Origin of the sequence: Pseudomonas rubra (assembly GCF_028656935.1) — a bacterium.
GTDB classification, from domain to species: domain Bacteria; phylum Pseudomonadota; class Gammaproteobacteria; order Pseudomonadales; family Pseudomonadaceae; genus Aquipseudomonas; species Aquipseudomonas rubra.
Map to the genome: position 1 here is coordinate 185,884 of NZ_JAMDGZ010000002.1, position 18,269 is coordinate 204,152.

An 18,269-nucleotide genomic window follows, 5' to 3' on the forward strand; every position below is an offset into this window, starting at 1 on the left:
AATCTCGGCACGCATTATGGCTTAGCCACCAGTGGCCGTGCCGTGTGCATTGTTAGCAGATTTTTCCCAGGGTGCCAGTATTGCCAGGCCGACGACTGGCCCGCAGCTATCACCGCAAGCCGGACGCGCTGGGTATAATGCGCCGCTTTCAGCCAGCGCCGCATCGACCACAAGCGCTCTACAGCGCCCGCCCGCGGCCTTTGTATTCACAATTTGTCAGGTGGTTTTATGGACAGCATCAACAGCCGCATCGCCGAGGAACTCGGTGTCCGCCCACAACAGGTCGAAGCGGCCGTGGCTCTACTTGATGAAGGTTCTACCGTGCCTTTTATCGCCCGCTACCGCAAAGAAGTCACCGGCAGCCTGGATGATACCCAGCTGCGCCACCTGGAAGAGCGTCTGCGCTACCTGCGCGAGCTGGACGACCGGCGTGTCAGCATCCTTGCCAGCATTGAAGAGCAAGGCAAGCTGACCCCGGAACTTGCCCGTGAAATCAAGCTGGCCGACACCAAGACCCGCCTCGAAGACCTCTACCTGCCCTACAAGCAAAAACGCCGCACCAAGGGCCAGATCGCCCTGGAAGCCGGCCTCGGCGAGCTAGCTGACGGCCTGCTGAACGATCCGCAACTGAGCCCGGAAGCCGAAGCGGCGCGGTTCGTCGACACGGAAAAAGGCGTGGCCGATGTCAAAGCCGCCCTCGAAGGCGCCAAGTACATCCTCATGGAGCGCTTTGCCGAAGACGCCAGTCTGCTCGACAAACTGCGCAGCTTCCTCAAGCAGGAAGCGGTGCTCAGCGCCCGCCTGGTGGCCGGCAAGGAAGAGGAAGGGGCGAAGTTTCGCGATTACTTCGAGCACGACGAGCTGCTCAAGAGTGTGCCATCGCACCGCGCCCTGGCGATTTTCCGTGGCCGCAACGAAAGCGTGCTGTCCGCTTCGCTGAAAGTCGGTGAAGAACTGCCGGGTACCCTGCACCCGTGCGAAATGATGATTACCGAGCGTTTCGGCCTGCAAAATCAGAACCGCCCTGCCGACAAATGGCTGGCCGAAGTGGTGCGCTGGACCTGGAAGGTCAAGCTCTACAGCCACCTGGAGACCGACCTATTCGGCGAGCTGCGCGACAACGCCGAAGGCGAAGCGATCAACGTTTTCGCCCACAATTTGCACGACCTGCTGTTGGCCGCCCCGGCCGGCCCGCGCGCTACTCTGGGCCTGGACCCGGGCTTGCGCACCGGTTGCAAGGTCGCCGTGGTCGACTCCACCGGCAAGCTGCTGGACACCGCCACCGTCTACCCACACGTACCGAAAAACCAGTGGGACCAGACCATCGCCGTGCTCGCCGCGCTGTGCGCCAAGCACTCGGTCGAGCTGATTGCCATCGGTAACGGTACCGCCAGCCGCGAAACCGACAAGCTCGCGGCCGAGCTGATCAAGAAGTATCCAGCGCTGAAGATGACCAAAGTCATGGTCTCCGAAGCCGGCGCTTCGGTGTACTCGGCCTCGGAGCTGGCAGCCAAGGAGTTCCCGGACCTCGACGTGTCGATCCGTGGTGCGGTATCCATCGCCCGCCGCCTGCAGGACCCGTTGGCGGAACTGGTGAAAATCGAGCCGAAATCCATTGGTGTCGGCCAGTACCAGCATGACGTTTCGCAACTCAAACTGGCCCGCGGCCTGGATGCGGTGGTCGAGGACTGCGTGAACGCCGTCGGCGTCGACGTCAATACCGCCTCGGTCGCGCTGCTGGCACGCATCTCCGGCCTCAATAGCACCCTGGCGCAGAACATCGTCAGCCATCGCGACGCCAATGGCGCCTTCAAGACCCGCGCCGCGCTGAAGAAAGTCAGTCGCCTGGGCGAAAAGACCTTCGAGCAAGCCGCAGGCTTCCTGCGCGTGATGAACGGCGACAACCCGCTGGACGCCTCGGCCGTGCACCCGGAAGCCTACCCGCTGGTACAACGCATTGCCGCCGAGACTGACCGCGACATCCGCTCGCTGATCGGTGACAGCGGTTTCCTCAAGCGTCTGGACCCGAAGAAGTTCACCGACGAAACCTTCGGCCTGCCGACCGTCACCGACATCCTCCAGGAGCTGGACAAACCCGGCCGCGACCCGCGTCCGGAGTTCAAGACCGCCGAGTTCCAGGAAGGCGTCGAAGACCTCAAGGACCTGCAACTGGGAATGATCCTCGAGGGCGTGGTGACCAACGTCACCAACTTCGGTGCCTTCGTCGACATCGGCGTGCACCAGGATGGCCTGGTGCACATCTCGGCGCTGTCGGAGAAGTTCATCAAGGACCCGCGTGAGGCGGTCAAAGCCGGTGACGTGGTCAAGGTCAAGGTCATGGAAATCGACATCCCGCGTAAACGCGTCGGCCTGTCGATGCGCATGGGCGATACCCCGGGCGAGAAGGTCGACGGCGCCCGTGGCAGCCGCCCGGGCTCGGCGCCACGCCAGTCAAGCGCGCCAGCCCGGGCCAAGGAAACCCCGGCCCCGGCCAATAACGCCATGGCCTCGCTGTTCGCCAACGCCAAGCAGCTGAAGAAAAAGTAAAGTCGCCTGCACGCAGGGGTTGTAGCGCTGGAAACAGCACTGCAACCTCGTGGCAAAAGCACAAGGGACATTCGTCGTCCTCTAGCCGCAAACGGCCAAATTGCGGTACTTTCGGCAGAGCGCAGGCGCTGCCCAAAGCCGGCCAAAACCAGGCGAAAACGCCAGTTCCTCTGTCCACCCTTGTAGACCGTCATCTCTACCCCCATATTGGGGCGACTGACGCGTGAAGGAATCCATCTTGAGCGAACTTCTCAACCGCCGCCTGAGCCTGCTCGGCCAAGGCGACAACCTCTCCCTGCTCAAGCAGTGCCTGCACGGCATCGAGCGTGAGTGCCTGCGCGTGACCGAGGACGGCCGCCTGGCCCAGACACCGCACCCCGAAGCCCTGGGCGCGGCGTTGACCCACGAGCAGATCACCACGGACTATTCGGAGTCGCTGCTGGAGTTCATCACCCCAGCCCTGGCTGACCCTGCGCAGACCCTCGAAAGCCTGGAGAGCATCCACCGCTTCGCCTACACCAAGCTTGGCAACGAATTCCTCTGGAGCCCGTCGATGCCCTGCCCGCTGCCGGCCGAGGAAGACATCCCGATCGCCTGGTATGGCACCTCCAACATCGGTCAGCTCAAGTACGTCTACCGCAAGGGCCTGGCCCTGCGCTACGGCCGCACCATGCAGTGCATTGCCGGGATTCACTACAATTTTTCGCTGCCAGAAAAACTCTGGCCGCTGTTACGCGATACAGAAAGCACCACGCTGGATGATCGTGAGTATCAATCGACGGCCTACATTGCCCTGATCCGCAACTTCCGCCGCTACAGCTGGCTGTTGATGTACCTGTTCGGCGCCTCGCCGGCCCTGGATGCCGGCTTCTTGCGTGGCCGCCCGCACCAGCTCGAGCAGTTCGACGCCGACACCCTGTACCTGCCCTACGCCACCAGTTTGCGCATGAGCGACCTGGGCTACCAAAGCAATGCCCAGGCAGGCCTCACGCCTTGCTACAACAACCTTGCCAGCTACACCGACAGCCTGCGCAAGGCAGTGGCCACGCCTTATCCGTCCTATGTCGAGATCGGTACGCACAAGGATGGTGAGTGGGTTCAGCTCAACACCAACATCCTGCAGATCGAAAACGAGTACTACTCCAACATCCGCCCCAAGCGCGTCACCTACAGCGGCGAGCGGCCGATCCAGGCGCTGATGGCCCGTGGCATCCAGTACGTCGAAGTGCGTTGCCTGGACATCAACCCGTTCCTGCCCACCGGCATCGACCTGCCAGAAGCGCGTTTTCTCGACGCCTTCCTGCTGTTCTGCGCCCTGGAAGACAGCCCGTTGCTGGGCAACCAGGAGTGCGGCAACTGCACCGGCAACTTCCTCAGCGTGGTCAAGGAAGGCCGCCGTCCGGGTCTGCAACTGCAGCGTGACGGTCAGCCGGTCGAGCTCAAGCTGTGGGCCGATGAGCTGCTCGAACGCATTGCGCCACTGGCCAAACTGCTCGACCGCAGCCACGGCAGCGACGAGCACGCCAAGGCCCTGCAGGCGCAGCACGCCAAGGTCAGCGACCCATCCCTGACGCCATCGGCGCAGGTGCTGGCGAGCATGATCGAGCACAAGGAGAGCTTCAGCCGCTTCGCCTTGCGCCAAAGCCAGGTCCATGCCGAGTTCTTCCGTGCCCAGGCCCTGCCGGCAGAGCAGCAGCAAGGGTTTGAAACCGCAGCGCGCGAGTCCCTGGCAGCCCAGGCCAAGCTTGAGCGTGAAGAAGAAAAGGTTGATTTCGACCTGTTCGTCAGTGGCTACCAGGCAAGCATCCTAGCGATCAGCAACTGACATGACCCGCACCGTTACCCCGCGTAAACCCCGTGCCCGCAGCCAGGCGAGGATCGATTCGATCCTCGAAGCGGCGCGCACGCTGCTGGCCAGCGAAGGGGTGGCCAGCCTGTCGATCTACAGCGTGGCCGAGCGCGCGCAGATCCCGCCGTCGTCGGTGTATCACTTCTTCGCCAGTGTGCCGGCGTTGCTTGAAGCGCTCACTGCTGACGTGCACGGCGCCTTTCGCGCCTGCCTCGAGGCGCCGATCGACGCGGCGGCGTTGAACACCTGGCACGACCTATCGCGCCTGGTCGAGCAGCGCATGCTGGTGATCTACAACGAAGATGCGGCAGCGCGGCAGCTAATCTTGGCCCAGCATGGTCTGAGCGAAGTGACCCAGGCTGACCGCCAGCACGATATTGAGCTGGGCGACCTGATGCATAAGCTGTTCGCCGAGCATTTCCAGTTGCCGGTGTTGCCGGATGATGTGGATGTGTTTGCCTTGGCCATGGAACTGGGTGATCGGGTCTATGCCCGCTCGGTGCAGTTGCATGGGCAGATCACGCCGCGCTTGGCCGAGGAAGGGATGCGGGTGTTTGATGCGTACCTGGGGTTGTATCTACCGCCCTTTTTGCCGAAACGCTGATGGCCTCATCGCTGGCAAGCCAGCTCCCACAGAGACTGTATGTGGGAGCTGGCTTGCCAGCGATGCAAGGCGAAGCCTTGCTCTGGTACTTAAAGTTTGGCGATCGACACTTCCGTCGACTTCACAAAAGCAATCACCTCGCTGCCAATGGCCAGTTCCAGCTCACGCACCGAGCGTGTGGTAATCACCGAAGTGACGATACCCGAGGCAGTCTGCACGTCGATTTCCGACAGCACCGGGCCTTCGAGGATTTCCTTGACGGTGCCTTTGAACTGGTTGCGTACGTTGATCGCTTTGATAGTCATCTGCTTGGTTCCTTACAGGTCAGAGAGCCCAACGCAATTGCGTCGGCAAAGGTGCGACAGGTTCCGGCTCGGGCGGTGTGCCCGGGACCGACAGAACCCGGTTGAGTACTTCGGTTTCCAGTGCGGCCAGGCGGTGTGATCCGCGTACCCGCGGGCGTGGCAGGTCGATGTGCAGGTCAAGGCCCACCTCGCCGTCTTCGATGAGGATGACCCGGTCGGCCACCGCCACCGCTTCGCTGACGTCATGGGTGACCAGTAACACGGTGAAACCGTGCTGGCGCCACAGCCGTTCGATCAACTGCTGCATTTCGATACGGGTCAGGGCATCCAGCGCGCCCAGTGGCTCATCGAGCAGCAGCAGGCGCGGCTGGTGGATCAGGGCGCGGGCCAGGGCCACGCGCTGTTTCTGGCCGCCCGACAAGGCCGCTGGCCATTCATTGGCGCGTTCGGCCAGGCCAACCGCTTCAAGCGCTTGCAACGCCCGTGGCCGCCAGTCGCCAGACAGGCCCAGGCCAACGTTGTCGATGACCTTCTTCCATGGCAGCAAGCGCGCTTCCTGGAACATCAGCCGGGTGTCTTCCTGGGCTTCGCGCAGCGGCGCGGAGCCGGCCAGCAGCTCGCCGCCACTGGGTTGGTCGAGCCCGGCGAGCAAGCGCAGCAAGGTGCTCTTGCCGCAGCCACTGCGCCCGACAATGGCAACGAACTGCCCGGCCGGAATGTGCAGGTCGATATCGCGCAGCACCTGGCGCTGGCCAAAGGTCTTCTGCAGGTTCTGCGCCGCCAGTGGAATCCCGCGCAGCAGCCGTGGTGGGGTTTCTTTGAGGATGCTCATGCGCCCTCTCCCCTGCTCGGTTGATAGGCCGGATGCCAGCGCAGCCAAACCCGCTCGAGCGCACGCGCGGCCAGATCGGCAAGCTTGCCGAGCACGGCATAGAGAACGATGGCCAGGACCACTACATCGGTCTGCAAAAACTCGCGGGCATTCATCGCCAGATAACCAATGCCAGCGTTGGCGGAGATAGTTTCGGCAACGATCAGGGTCAGCCACATGAAGCCCAAGGCAAAGCGCACACCGACCAGAATCGATGGCAAAGCGCCCGGCAGGATTACCTGACGGAACAGCTCAAAGCCAGACAATCCATAACTGCGAGCCATTTCCACCAGGGCCGGATCGACGTTGCGGATGCCGTGATAGGTGTTCAGGTAAATCGGGAACAGGGTGCCCAGGGCGACAAGGAAAATCTTCGCCGACTCATCGATGCCGAACCACAGGATCACCAGCGGAATCAGCGCCAGGTGCGGCACGTTACGAATCATCTGCACCGAACTGTCGAGCAGGCGCTCGCCCCATTTCGACAGGCCGGTGATAAAGCCCAGCACCAGGCCGATCGCACCGCCAATCAGGAAGCCGACGGCTGCCCGCCAGCCACTGATTGCCAGGTGGGTCCAGATCTCGCCGCTACGCACCAGCTCGACACCAGCACTTAGCACCGCGCTCGGCGCCGGCAGGATCCGCGTCGACAGCCAGCCGACGCTAACCGCCAGTTGCCAGACCGCCAGCAACAGCAACGGCAGCGCCCAGGGCGCCAGGCGTTGCTGCCAGGGAGTGGATGAACGACTCATGATCCGATCCTCAGCGCTGGGCCGAGGATTTGGGCAGGATGTCGTTGGCGACCATCTCGCCGAACGGGCTCACATAACCACCGCTTTTCGGCAGTTCCGGACGCTCCACGTCCAGGTGCGGGAACAGCAGCTCGGCGACCCGGTACGACTCTTCCAGGTGTGGATAACCGGAAAAGATGAAGGTATCGATGCCCAGCGCCGCGTATTCCTTGACCCGCGCGGCCACGGTAGGGCCGTCGCCGACCAGCGCAGTACCGGCACCGCCACGTACCAGGCCGACACCGGCCCAGAGGTTGGGGCTGACTTCCAGGTTGTCGCGGTTGCCACCGTGCAGCGCGGCCATGCGTTGCTGACCCACTGAATCGAAACGCGCCAGCGAAGCCTGGGCCCGGGCAATGGTGTCGTCGTCCAGGTGCGAGATCAGCCGCTCGGCGGCCTGCCAGGCTTCGGCATTGGTCTCACGCACGATCACGTGCAAGCGGATGCCGAAGCGCACGCTGCGACCTTGCTTGGCGGCCTTGGCGCGTACCTGTTCGATCTTCTCGGCCACCGCTGCCGGCGGCTCACCCCAGGTCAAGTACAGCTCGACCTGCTCGGCTGCCAGGTCCTGCGCCGCTTCCGAAGAGCCGCCAAAGTAAAGAGGCGGGCGCGGCTGCTGGATCGGCGGATAGAGCAGTTTGGCGCCTTTGACCTGAATATGCTGGCCGTCGTAGTCGACGGTTTCGCCTTCCAGCACCCGACGCCAGATGCGGGTGAATTCTACCGAAGCCTGGTAGCGCTCCTCGTGACTGAGGAACAGCCCGTCGCCGGACAGCTCCTCCGGATCGCCGCCGGTCACCAGGTTGAACAAGGCACGCCCGCCGGAAAGACGGTCCAGGGTTGCCGCCTGACGCGCCGCCACGGTCGGCGAGATGATTCCCGGGCGCAGGGCAACCAGGAACTTCAGGCGTTGAGTCACCGGAATCAGCGAAGCGGCGACCAGCCAGGAGTCCTCGCAGGAACGCCCGGTGGGGATCAAGACGCCGCCAAAGCCGAGGCGGTCCGCCGCCTGGGCGATCTGCTGCAGGTAACCATGATCAACGGCGCGTGCGCCTTCGGCGGTGCCAAGGTAGTGGCCGTCGCCATGGGTAGGAAGAAACCAGAATACGTTGAGGCTCATTGGAGTTGTCTCCTAGGGGTGGCGCAAACCGGGGCGACGCCCCGGCGCGGGCAATTCGTCAAGGGGCGCTGGCAACCTTGGCCGGCGGTGTCCAGATCACATCCTTGATGCTCAGCGGCTTGGGAATCAGCTTGAGCGCCTTGAAGGTGTCGGCGATTTTCTGCTGGGCGGCGATCACTTCTGGGGTCAGGAAGGCGGCGCCGTAGCCCTGGCGCTTGACCGAGGTCAGGGTGATGTCGGCTGGCAGGCCGAGCAGCGGCGCGACCTGGTCGGTGACTTCCTGCGGGTTGGCCTTGGACCACTCGCCCACCGCACGCACTTCCTCGACCAGCGTGCTGATCACCTCGGGATGCTTCTGTGCATAGGGCTTGGTGGCCAGGTAAAACTGGTGGTTGTCGACGATGCCCTTGCCATCACGCAGGGTGCGGGCCTGCAGCTGCTGCTCGGCAGCGGCCTGGTACGGGTCCCAGATCACCCAGGCATCGACGCTGCCACGCTCGAAAGCGGCGCGGGCATCGGCAGGTGGCAGAAATACCGGCTGGATGTCGGTGTACTTGAGACCGGCGTCTTCCAGAGCACGGACCAGCAGATAATGAACGTTGGAGCCTTTGTTCAGGGCGACTTTCTTGCCCTTGAGGTCCTGCACCGACTGGATCGGCGAACCCTTGGGCACCAGGATCGCCTCGCTGTGCGGTGCTGGCGGTTCGTAGGCGACATAGAGCAGATCGGCGCCGGCGGCCTGGGCGAACACCGGCGGCGTTTCACCGGTCACGCCAAAATCGATCGAGCCGACGTTCAGGCCTTCAAGCAGCTGCGGGCCTCCAGGGAACTCGGTCCATTGCACCTGCACGCCTTGGGCGGCAAGGCGCTTTTCCAGCGAGCCCTTGGCCTTGAGCAGCACCAGGGTGCCGTACTTCTGGTAACCGATACGCAGGCTTTGGGCCTGGGCTTGAGTAATGGCGCCGAAGGACACAGCCGCAGCAAACAGAGCGACCAGACCACGACGCAAAATGACAGTGCGCATAGCGCTCTCCTTTGCTGTTGGGGTTCAGGCTGCACCTGCTTGCCCGTTGGCGGGCGAGTAAGGTGGGAATTGCAGGTAACGGGGTACTACGCCTCAGATGCTCCAGCGAGCACTGAGCAGACGTTCGCTCAACACACCAGGGGCGACCGGCTTGGGGCGACGCGCCAGGGCGCTGTGAAACAGTTCCAGCGATTCGTTCAGACGCTGCTCCAGCGCCGGTGCCAGTTGCGCGGCGGCACTGCCTTCGCCGTAGGCGATCTGGCTGTCGTCGGCGAAGATCCCCTGCAGGGTTTCCTCGGCCTTGAGCGCCGACAGCACCGGCTTGAGCGCGTAATCCACGGCGAGCATGTGAGCGATGCTGCCGCCGGTGGCGATCGGCAACACGACTTTGTGGCTGAGGGCGCGTTCAGGCAGTAGGTCGAGCAGGGTTTTCAGTGCACCGGCGAACGAGGCCTTGTACACCGGGGTAGCAACCACCAGACCATCGGCCTGTTCCACCAATTGCAGGAAGTGCTGCACCCTGGGGCTATCGAATCGGGCATGGAGCAAGTCTTCGGCCGGAAAATCCCGCACCTGGAAAGTCACCACTTCCACGCCCTGGCCTTGCAGCCACTGCCGGCTGCGCTCAAGCAAAACGCCGGAGCGCGAACGCAGACTGGGACTACCACCGAGAGAAACAACCAGCATTGGAACGCATCCTTGATCGTGTTCTAGAAGGCCGCGAGTTGGAGTCCTCGCTGGAGTGGAGTGACCTTAACAGCTTGATACATATACCTATAAATCATATTTTTTCATTTGTTTATTCCTATATGAGCTATAGAAACATCGCGGGGCAAGCCCGCTCCTACAGGCCTTGGGGGAATAAAAAATGGGCCGTCGAAACGGCCCAAAATCCCTGCTATGGCTAAAGCTCAACGATTGGGTTGCGGGGTCAGGCGCAGGTATGGCTTGACCGCCCGGTAACCCTTGGGAAAGCGGCGTTTGATTTCGTCTTCATCCTTGAGCGATGGCACGATCACCACCTCGTCACCGTCCTGCCAGTTGGCCGGGGTGGCAACCTTGTGGTTGTCGGTCAGTTGCAACGAATCGATCACCCGCAAGATCTCGTTAAAGTTGCGCCCGGTGCTGGCCGGATAGGTGATGGTCAGGCGGATCTTCTTGTTCGGGTCGATAACGAACAAGGAACGCACCGTCAGGGTGTCGCTGGCATTGGGATGAATCAGGTCGTAGAGGTCGGAGACTTTGCGATCGGCATCGGCCAGGATCGGGAAATTGACAATGGTGTTCTGGGTTTCGTTGATGTCTTCGATCCAGCGGTGGTGCGAGTCCACCGGGTCGACCGACAGGGCGATGGCCTTGACCCCACGCTCGGCGAACTGATCCTTGAGTTTGGCAGTGAAGCCCAGTTCGGTGGTGCACACCGGAGTGAAGTCGGCCGGGTGCGAGAACAATACACCCCAGCTGTCGCCCAGCCATTCGTGGAAACGGATCTTGCCGGCGCTGGAATCCTGTTCGAAGTCGGGGGCGATATCGCCGAGTCTGAGGCTCATGGTGCGGCTCCTTGGCTGGGTTCGTTATGGCTTCACTGTGCCTGCTTGCGAGTTAAATTAAAAAGAATAAATATCGATTTATTTAGATCGAAAAGAGATATAAAAAAACAAACAAAACAACGCCCGCGCGGCACAGGGCCGGGCGGGCGCGCTTTTCTCGCCTTACAGCAGCGGGATGGAGTAGCTGAGGATCAGACGGTTTTCGTCCTGGTCCTTGGTGTTGGCGATGTCGCTGCGCCAGGTGGCGTTTTTCCACATGATGCCCAGGCCCTTGAGGGTGCCTTCCGGTACCACGTAAGCCACGGTGATATCACGTTCCCACTCGGTACGGTCACCGATAGACGAATCGATGTTGTCGCCTTTGAGGTAGGTAACGCCAGCGGTTGCACCCGCCAGGCCGACCTTGGCGAAATCGTAGGAGTAGCGAGCCTGCCAGGTACGCTCACCGGCACGGCCGAACTTCTGGATCTGCGAGTCGGTGATGGTGTAGTTGGATGAGCCGTCACCCTGGTTCAGCCAAGGGAAGTCGCTGTCACCGCTGGAGACCTGGTATCCGCCACCGAAGGTGTGACCCTGCACGGTGTAGAGGAACAGGGCGCTGTACAGGTCGTTGTCGACCTTGCCTTTGGTGCCGTTGCCGTACCAGCCACTGGTGAAGTAGGCAGGATCGTTGCTGTTGGCGCCATCATCGGTGCTGTGGAAGTAACGGAAGTCGGACTTCAGCACGCCCGGGCCGATTGCCCAGTTGTGTACGGCACCGAGGAAGTGCTGTTTGTAGAAGTCTTCCAGGTTGCCATAGTAGTACTGCAGCAGCAGGTCCTTGGTGACCTTGTAATCGGCACCGGCGTAGAGGAACTTGTTGCTGAACTTCCCGGTACGGGCGTTGTTGGCGCCAGCGATCGACAGCTCTTCGTTGTTGCTGGAGTTACGGCCTTTGACGTGCTCGATCTGACCACCGATCAGGGTCAGGTCCTTGAACTCGTTCGAGGTGATCTGGCCACCTTCGAAAGTCTGCGGCAACAGGCGACCGTCGTTGTACGAGATGACCGGCAGCTTCGGCAGCAGGGTGCCGTAGCGCAATTCGGTCTGGGAGATCTTGGCCTTGGCCGTCAGGCCCAGGCTGGAGTATTCGTCGACTGCACGACCGTCGCTGTCGGTCGGGAACACCAAACCACCATAGGAAGCGCTGCTCGGGTTGCCATGACGGCCCTTGCCCGAATCCAGGCGCACGCCCAACAGGGCGATAGCGTCAACACCAAAACCGACAGTGCCCTGGGTGAAGCCCGAGGCGTAGTCCACTTGGAAGCCCTGACCCCATTCTTCCTGGTAGTTGGAGCTTGTGTTGGTACCGTGGTTACGGTTGTCGTTGTTGATATAGAAGTTGCGCAGCTTCAGTGTTGCCTTGCTGTCTTCGATGAAACCGGCAGCACCCGCCTGCTGGGCCAGAACCCCAACGGCCACGGCAAGCGCCAAGGTGGACTTGTACATGTTTTGCTCCTCTACGTTCTAATTCTTGTGTGTCGCTTACGGCGGGATCTTGTGTCCCGCTCGACGTCGATTGGCGATTAGCACCAATGGGTGACCGTCAAGTCAATCGTAACTATTCATTTCACGACTTTGGTCTAATGCGCCAAACCAGGGGGTGAAGGATAATGACAATCGTATAAATCCAAAAAGACTTATTTCTGAATTTTTCAGATTATTAAGTCATATACCCCAAATTTTTCTATACCGCGGTTATCGGCGCATAAGCTAATTCCTAAAGGATATTTGGAATCAGTTTTTTAGATCGCCTGACGTTGTCGACTCTTTCCCCTTCGACAAGCCAGCCCTTCATGGCCGGACCATCTTTGCGTTTCTCCACCGTGCTGACCTTGACCAGCATCACTTTTGTCGCCCCGCGATTAACCCACCTCATCCCTCGGCGCCTTAAACCAATTGGCTCCTAAGCTAATGCAAAAAAGTTATTTATTTTAAAGTTCTTAGATCATCTAGTCTTATTCCACGCCAACACATATGCCCGCCTGATAAGGAGTTGACCATGACCCTGCATGCACCCCTGCGCCTGTTCGCTGCCCTGACCCTGGCTGGCACCAGCTGGTTTGCCCAGGCGGCCGACCTGACCGTGGCCTACCAGACCACCGTCGACCCGGCGAAAGTCGCCCAGGTCGATGGCACCTACGAGAAAACCAGCAAGGCCGACATTGATTGGCGCAAGTTCGACAGCGGCGCCGACGTGATCACCGCAGTCGCATCTGGCGATGTACAGATCGGCTACCTCGGTTCCAGCCCGCTGGCCGCTGCCGCAACCCGCAAGCTGCCGGTGGAAACCTTCCTGATCGCCACCCAGATCGGCGCCGCCGAAGCCCTGGTTGCCCGCGATGGTGCCGGCATCAATTCGCCGCAGGACCTGATTGGCAAGAAGATCGCCGTGCCGTTCGTCTCCACCGGTCACTACAGCCTGCTGGCCGCGCTCAAGCAGTGGAACATCGACCCGGCCAAAGTGCAGATCCTCAACCTGGCGCCACCGGCAATCATCGCCGCCTGGAAGCGCGGTGATATCGACGCCACCTACGTCTGGGACCCAGCCCTGGGCGTGGCCAAGGAAACCGGCAAGGTGCTGATCACCTCGGGTGAACTGGCCGAGAAAGGCGCACCGACCTTTGACGCCTGGATCGTGCGCAAGGATTTCGCCGCCAAACACCCGGAAATAGTCAAGGCCTTCGCCAAGGTCACTCTGGATGCCTACGCCGACTACCGCAAAAACCCGCAGGCGTGGCTGGCGAACAAGAGCAACGTCGACAAACTGGTGAAACTCTCCGGGGCCAAGGCCGCTGATATTCCTGGCCTGCTGCAGGGCAACGTGTTCCCGCTGGCCGCCGACCAGGTTGCCGCGCTGGGCACACCGACCACCCAGGCGATCACCGACACGGCCACCTTCCTCAAAGAGCAAGGCAAGGTCGAAGCGGTACTGCCGGACTACGCGCCTTACGTCAGCGCCAAGTTCATCACCAACTGAAACGCGGAGCAGACCATGGCATTGCTTGAACTGGAGCGCATCAGCGCACAGTACCCCGGCGCGGCCGAGCCGGTGCTGGCCGATATCAGCCTGAGCCTGGGCCCGCAGCAGTTGCTGGTGGCCCTCGGCCCTTCGGGCAGCGGCAAGACCTCGTTGCTCAACCTGATTGCCGGTTTCGTCGCACCCAGCAGTGGCCGTATCACCCTTGACGGCGTACCGGTGCAAGGCCCGGGCGCCGAGCGCGGGGTGGTGTTTCAGGATGACGCCCTGTTGCCCTGGCAGGATGTGCTGGCCAACGTCGCCTTTGGCCTGGAACTGGCCGGCGTGCCGCGCGCCACGCGGGAAAAAAAAGCCCGCGAGATGCTCGCCCTGGTTGACCTGGCGGACTTTGGCAGCCGGCGTATCTGGCAGTTGTCCGGTGGCCAGAAACAGCGCGTGGGCCTGGCCCGGGCCCTGGCTGCCGACCCGCGGGTGCTGCTGATGGACGAGCCGTTCGGCGCCCTGGATGCCTTTACCCGCGAACAGATGCAGGAGTTGCTGTTGCAGGTCTGGCAGCGCACCGCCAAGCCGGTGTTCCTGATTACCCACGATATTGAAGAAGCGGTGTTCCTCGCCACCGAACTGGTGCTGCTGGCGCCCAACCCCGGGCAGATCGTCGAACGTCTGCAACTGGATTTCGGCCAGCGCTACAGCGCCGGTGAGTCAGCCCGTTCGATCAAGTCCGACCCGCGCTTCATCGAAACCCGCGAGCACGTGCTGGCCCGGGTGTTCTCCCAACGCAGTGCCGCGACGCGGCAGGAGTCCGCATGAGCAGCCTGGATCTACCGGTGGCGGCCAAACGCACTGCCCATCAAACCCCGCCAAGCAAACCCCGGCGCAGCCTGAGCACCCGCTGGATCAGCGGCCTGACCCTGGCCACGCTGCTGGTGCTGTGGTGGGCGGTCACTGCCGCCGAATGGATCGAGCCGCTGTTCCTGCCCTCCCCCGATGCGGTACTGGGCAAGGCCTGGTTGTTGCTGACCCAGGGCTATATGGAATCAACCCTGTGGCAGCACCTGGGCGCCAGCCTGCAACGTATTGGCCTGGCCCTGGGTGCGGCGATCATCACGGCGATTCCGATCGGTATCGCCATCGGCCATAACCGGGTTGCCCGCGGCATTCTCGACCCGTTGATCGAGTTTTACCGGCCGATTCCACCACTGGCTTATCTGCCTTTGATCGTGATCTGGTGCGGCATTGGCGAGCTGTCGAAAGTGCTGCTGATTTATCTTGCGATCTTCGCCCCGATTGCCATTGCCACCGCCACCGGCGTGCGTACCGTCGACCCGACCAAACTGCGCGCGGCGCAGTCGCTGGGCGCCACGCGCTGGCAACTGATTCGCCATGTGATCCTGCCCAGCGCCCTGCCCGAGATTCTCACCGGTGTGCGCATCGGCCTGGGTGTCGGCTGGTCGACCCTGGTGGCTGCCGAGCTGATTGCCGCCACCAGCGGCCTGGGCTTCATGGTCCAGTCGGCCGCACAGTTTCTGGTAACCGACGTGGTGGTGCTGGGCATCCTGGTGATCGCGCTGATTGCCTTCGCCCTGGAGATGGGCCTGCGCGCCCTGCAACGCAAGCTGGTGCCCTGGCACGGCCAGAGCCATTGAAGACTTATCGAGAACAAGCATGAGCCTGACCATTACCCCGCTGAGCCCGGCGCTCGGCGCACAGATCAGCGGTATCGACCTCAGCCGCGAAATCACGCTGCAGCAGCGTGACGCCATCGAGCAGGCGCTGCTCAAGCACCAGGTGCTGTTCTTTCGCGACCAGCCGATCAACCCGCAGCAACAAGCCGAATTTGCCGCGCGCTTTGGCGACCTGCATATCCACCCGATCTACCCCAATGTGCCGGAAACCCCACAGGTACTGGTGCTCGACACCGCCGTCACCGACGTGCGCGACAACGCTATCTGGCACACCGACGTAACCTTCCTGCCAACTCCGGCGCTGGGCGCGGTGCTCAGTGCCAAGCAACTGCCAGCCTACGGCGGCGACACCTTGTGGGCCAGTGGCATCGCCGCGTTTGAGGCGCTGTCGGCCCCACTACAGCAGCTGCTGGCCGGCCTCACTGCCACCCATGACTTCACCAAGTCATTTCCGCTGGAGCGCTTCGGCACCACCTCAGAGGATCTGGCGCGCTGGGAAGCGGCACGGCGCAACAACCCGCCGCTGTCACACCCGGTGATCCGTACCCATCCAGTGAGCGGACGCAAGGCGCTGTTCGTCAACGACGGCTTCACCACCCGCATCAATGAACTGAGCGAGGCCGAAAGCGAGGCGATCCTCAAGCTGCTGTTCGCCCACGCAACCCGCCCGGAGTTCACCATTCGCTGGCGCTGGCAGGAAAACGACGTGGCCTTCTGGGACAACCGCGTGACCCAGCACTACGCGGTGGATGACTACCGCCCGGCGCGGCGAGTAATGCACCGGGCGACGATTCTGGGGGATGCGCCGTTTTAAAGATCCATCGCGGCGCTATTATCGCTGGCAAGCCAGCTCCCACAGGGTGGGAGCTGGCTTGCCAGCGATGCGGTTAACGCACCAGGTGCAAGAACTGCATATGCCGCTCGTACTGATCAAGGATGTCGTTGATGATCTGCTCCTTGCTGTAGCCAACCAGGTCGTAATCCTGGCTGCCTTCGCTCAGGTGCACCTCGGCGCGGTAGTACCGGCGGTTCTTCAGCTCCTGGGTACCCAGGCCGCCCAGGGCAAATGATGGCGTGAAGTAGCCGCGCATCTGCACCTGGTAAATGAACGGCTGCTCTTCGCCGTGGCCGATCTTCAAGCTGACGTTGTCATGGCTCGGGTCTTCCTGGGTGATGACGTGCAGGCCCTTCTCGACAAACACCTCGGTCACCTCGGCAATCGCCGGGCGCACCACGTCGTCCATGAAGCGGTACACCTCATCACGGGACGGGAAGTGCACCGCCTGGCTCAAGCGCTGACGCCAGCCACCGCGACCCCGCCGCGAGTTGGCGAACGGCGCCAGCGAATGCAACTGGGCGATCTGCCGTTGCGATTCCAGGTAGAAGGCCTTGTGCAAGCCCCACATCATCAACAGCAGGATCACCGAGAACGGCAGCGAGGTGAGCACCACCGCCGATTTGAGCGAATCGATACTGCCGGCGAACAGCAAGCCTATGGTCACCAGCGCGGTCATTGCGCCCCAGAACACCCGCAGCCAGTTCGGCCCGTCTTCATCGGCGTTGCCGCCACGTGCAGAGAGGGTCGAGAGCACCACGGTGCCGGAGTCGGCCGAGGTCACGAAGAACACGAAGCTGATAAACACCGTGACAGCAATGACCGCCTTGCTCCATGGGTAGGTTTCCAACAAGAGATAGAGGGTCATCGACGGGTTGTCGATAGCCGACTGCCCCAAGGCAGTCATGCCGTGATCGAGCACCTGGGACAAGGCGCTGTTGCCGAAGATCGACATCCAAGCCAGAGTGAAACCCAGGGGGATCAGCAGTACGCCAAAGACGAACTCTCGGATGGTCCGGCCGCGGGAAATCCGCGCGATGAACAGGCCGACAAAGGGCGCCCAGGCAATCCACCAGGCCCAGTAAAACACGGTCCAACCGCCCAGCCACTCATTGGCCTGGTTGTAGGCGTACACGTCGAAGCTCTTGCGTGGCAAGGCGCCGAGGTAATCACCCAGGTTCTGGATCAGGGTGTTGAACAGGTGCTGGGTGGGCCCTGCGAACAGCACGAACAGCAGCAGCGCACAGGCCAGGAACATGTTGATGTCGGACATCACCCGCACGCCCTTCTCGACTCCGGCGACCGCCACCGCGACCGCAGCGCCCATCATCAGGGTGATGAGGATCACCTGTACCCACTGGTTGTGGGGCACGCCGAACAGGTAGTCCAGGCCCGAGTTGAGGTGCAACACGCCAAAGCCCATGTCGGCGCCCAGGCCAAACACCGTGGCGATGATGCCAAAGCCGTCCACGGCGTAACCGATCGGGCCGTTGATACGCTTGCCGATCAGCGGATACAACGCCGAACGCAGGGCCAGCGGCAGGTTGTGCCGGTAGGCGAAGTAGGCCAGGGCCATGCCGACAAAGGCGAACACGCCCCAGCCATGCAAACCCCAGTGCAGGAACAGCAGCTGCATCGCCTGGCGCCCAGCCTCGACCGTGCCGGCTTCGCCCTGCGGCGGCTGGAGCATATGAGTCAGGGGTTCGGAGACGCAGAAGAAGAACAGAGTAATGCTGATGCCGGCGGCGAACAGCATCCCGGCCCAGGACAGGTAGCTGAACTCGGGTTCGTCGTGGTCGGCACCGAGCTTGATCTTGCCGTAGCCAGACAAGGCGGTGACCACCACGAAGACCAGGTACAGCGTCATCGCCAGCATGTAGTACCAGCCTACCGTGTTGGCCGCCCAGTTCTGCGCCGCCAACAACCACTCGCCGGCCGCTTGCGGATTGCTGATGACCACCAGGCCGAATATCAGGATAAAGCTCGCCGCGAAGTAGAAAACCGGCGGGTTCATGCGGATCTTTTCAGTGCGCGTCACACCCGGGTTATTCATGCTGTGAATACCCCGC

16 protein-coding genes are annotated in these 18,269 nt (G+C 62.0%); 7 read left to right on the plus strand and 9 right to left on the minus strand.

From position 1 onward, the window contains the following. The first annotated feature begins 228 nt into the window (after positions 1–228). The 3 genes from M5G17_RS01635 to M5G17_RS01645 all read left to right on the plus strand — a co-directional run bounded on the left by M5G17_RS01635 (position 229) and on the right by M5G17_RS01645 (position 5,000). On the plus strand, positions 229–2,547 hold the full coding sequence (locus M5G17_RS01635) for a Tex family protein (protein WP_273891275.1): 2,319 nt from the start codon (positions 229–231) through the stop codon (positions 2,545–2,547). 238 nt (positions 2,548–2,785) lie between these two features. Then, entirely contained in the window at positions 2,786–4,372 is a 1,587-nt protein-coding gene (gshA, locus tag M5G17_RS01640; protein ID WP_273891276.1) for a glutamate--cysteine ligase, read from the plus strand. A 1-nt stretch (position 4,373) separates the two neighbouring features. Next, complete coding sequence (locus M5G17_RS01645) at positions 4,374–5,000, plus strand: TetR/AcrR family transcriptional regulator (RefSeq protein ID WP_273891277.1); 627 nt, start codon at positions 4,374–4,376, stop codon at positions 4,998–5,000. 89 nt (positions 5,001–5,089) lie between these two features. On the opposite strand, the gene M5G17_RS01650 is transcribed toward M5G17_RS01645, so the two are convergent. The 8 genes from M5G17_RS01650 to M5G17_RS01685 all read right to left on the minus strand — a co-directional run bounded on the left by M5G17_RS01650 (position 5,090) and on the right by M5G17_RS01685 (position 12,149). Beyond that, positions 5,090–5,305 carry a TOBE domain-containing protein gene (locus tag M5G17_RS01650; protein ID WP_028942316.1) on the minus strand — a complete coding sequence of 72 codons (216 nt, stop codon included), beginning with the start codon at positions 5,303–5,305 and terminating at the stop codon, positions 5,090–5,092. A gap of 19 nt (positions 5,306–5,324) precedes the next feature. Further along, positions 5,325–6,137 carry an aliphatic sulfonates ABC transporter ATP-binding protein gene (gene ssuB, locus M5G17_RS01655; RefSeq protein ID WP_273891278.1) on the minus strand — a complete coding sequence of 271 codons (813 nt, stop codon included), beginning with the start codon at positions 6,135–6,137 and terminating at the stop codon, positions 5,325–5,327. Then, positions 6,134–6,928, minus strand: coding sequence for an aliphatic sulfonate ABC transporter permease SsuC (gene ssuC / locus M5G17_RS01660; RefSeq protein ID WP_273891279.1), 795 nt, complete (start codon positions 6,926–6,928; stop codon positions 6,134–6,136). Before ssuC ends, ssuB begins: the two co-directional genes overlap by 4 nt. 10 nt (positions 6,929–6,938) lie before the next feature. Further along, complete coding sequence (gene ssuD, locus M5G17_RS01665; protein ID WP_130261903.1) at positions 6,939–8,087, minus strand: FMNH2-dependent alkanesulfonate monooxygenase; 1,149 nt, start codon at positions 8,085–8,087, stop codon at positions 6,939–6,941. 58 nt (positions 8,088–8,145) lie between these two features. After that, on the minus strand, positions 8,146–9,111 hold the full coding sequence (locus M5G17_RS01670; protein WP_273891280.1) for a sulfonate ABC transporter substrate-binding protein: 966 nt from the start codon (positions 9,109–9,111) through the stop codon (positions 8,146–8,148). Between the two features lie 93 nt (positions 9,112–9,204). Continuing rightward, on the minus strand, positions 9,205–9,798 hold the full coding sequence (gene ssuE / locus M5G17_RS01675) for an NADPH-dependent FMN reductase (protein WP_273891281.1): 594 nt from the start codon (positions 9,796–9,798) through the stop codon (positions 9,205–9,207). Between the two features lie 224 nt (positions 9,799–10,022). Then, the gene (locus M5G17_RS01680; protein WP_273891282.1) at positions 10,023–10,661 is read right to left on the minus strand and encodes a peroxiredoxin; all 639 of its coding nucleotides are present in this window, start codon (positions 10,659–10,661) and stop codon (positions 10,023–10,025) included. 162 nt (positions 10,662–10,823) lie between these two features. Next, on the minus strand, positions 10,824–12,149 hold the full coding sequence (locus M5G17_RS01685) for an OprD family porin (RefSeq protein ID WP_273891283.1): 1,326 nt from the start codon (positions 12,147–12,149) through the stop codon (positions 10,824–10,826). 553 nt (positions 12,150–12,702) lie between these two features. Between M5G17_RS01685 and tauA the strand changes: the two genes are divergently transcribed. Genes tauA through tauD form a run of 4 tightly spaced genes read left to right on the plus strand, consistent with a single transcriptional unit; the run spans position 12,703 to position 16,179 of the window. Then, entirely contained in the window at positions 12,703–13,680 is a 978-nt protein-coding gene (gene tauA / locus M5G17_RS01690; protein WP_273891284.1) for a taurine ABC transporter substrate-binding protein, read from the plus strand. A 15-nt stretch (positions 13,681–13,695) separates the two neighbouring features. Continuing rightward, on the plus strand, positions 13,696–14,490 hold the full coding sequence (tauB, locus tag M5G17_RS01695) for a taurine ABC transporter ATP-binding subunit (RefSeq protein WP_273891285.1): 795 nt from the start codon (positions 13,696–13,698) through the stop codon (positions 14,488–14,490). Then, complete coding sequence (gene tauC / locus M5G17_RS01700) at positions 14,487–15,326, plus strand: taurine ABC transporter permease TauC (protein WP_273891286.1); 840 nt, start codon at positions 14,487–14,489, stop codon at positions 15,324–15,326. Before tauB ends, tauC begins: the two co-directional genes overlap by 4 nt. Before the next feature lie 19 nt (positions 15,327–15,345). Then, on the plus strand, positions 15,346–16,179 hold the full coding sequence (gene tauD, locus M5G17_RS01705; protein WP_273891287.1) for a taurine dioxygenase: 834 nt from the start codon (positions 15,346–15,348) through the stop codon (positions 16,177–16,179). 73 nt (positions 16,180–16,252) lie between these two features. Here the strand turns inward: tauD and betT are convergent, their stop codons facing one another. Beyond that, positions 16,253–18,253, minus strand: a complete 2,001-nt coding sequence (betT, locus tag M5G17_RS01710) for a choline transporter BetT (RefSeq protein ID WP_273891288.1) — start codon at positions 18,251–18,253, stop codon at positions 16,253–16,255. Positions 18,254–18,269: the final 16 nt, after the last annotated feature.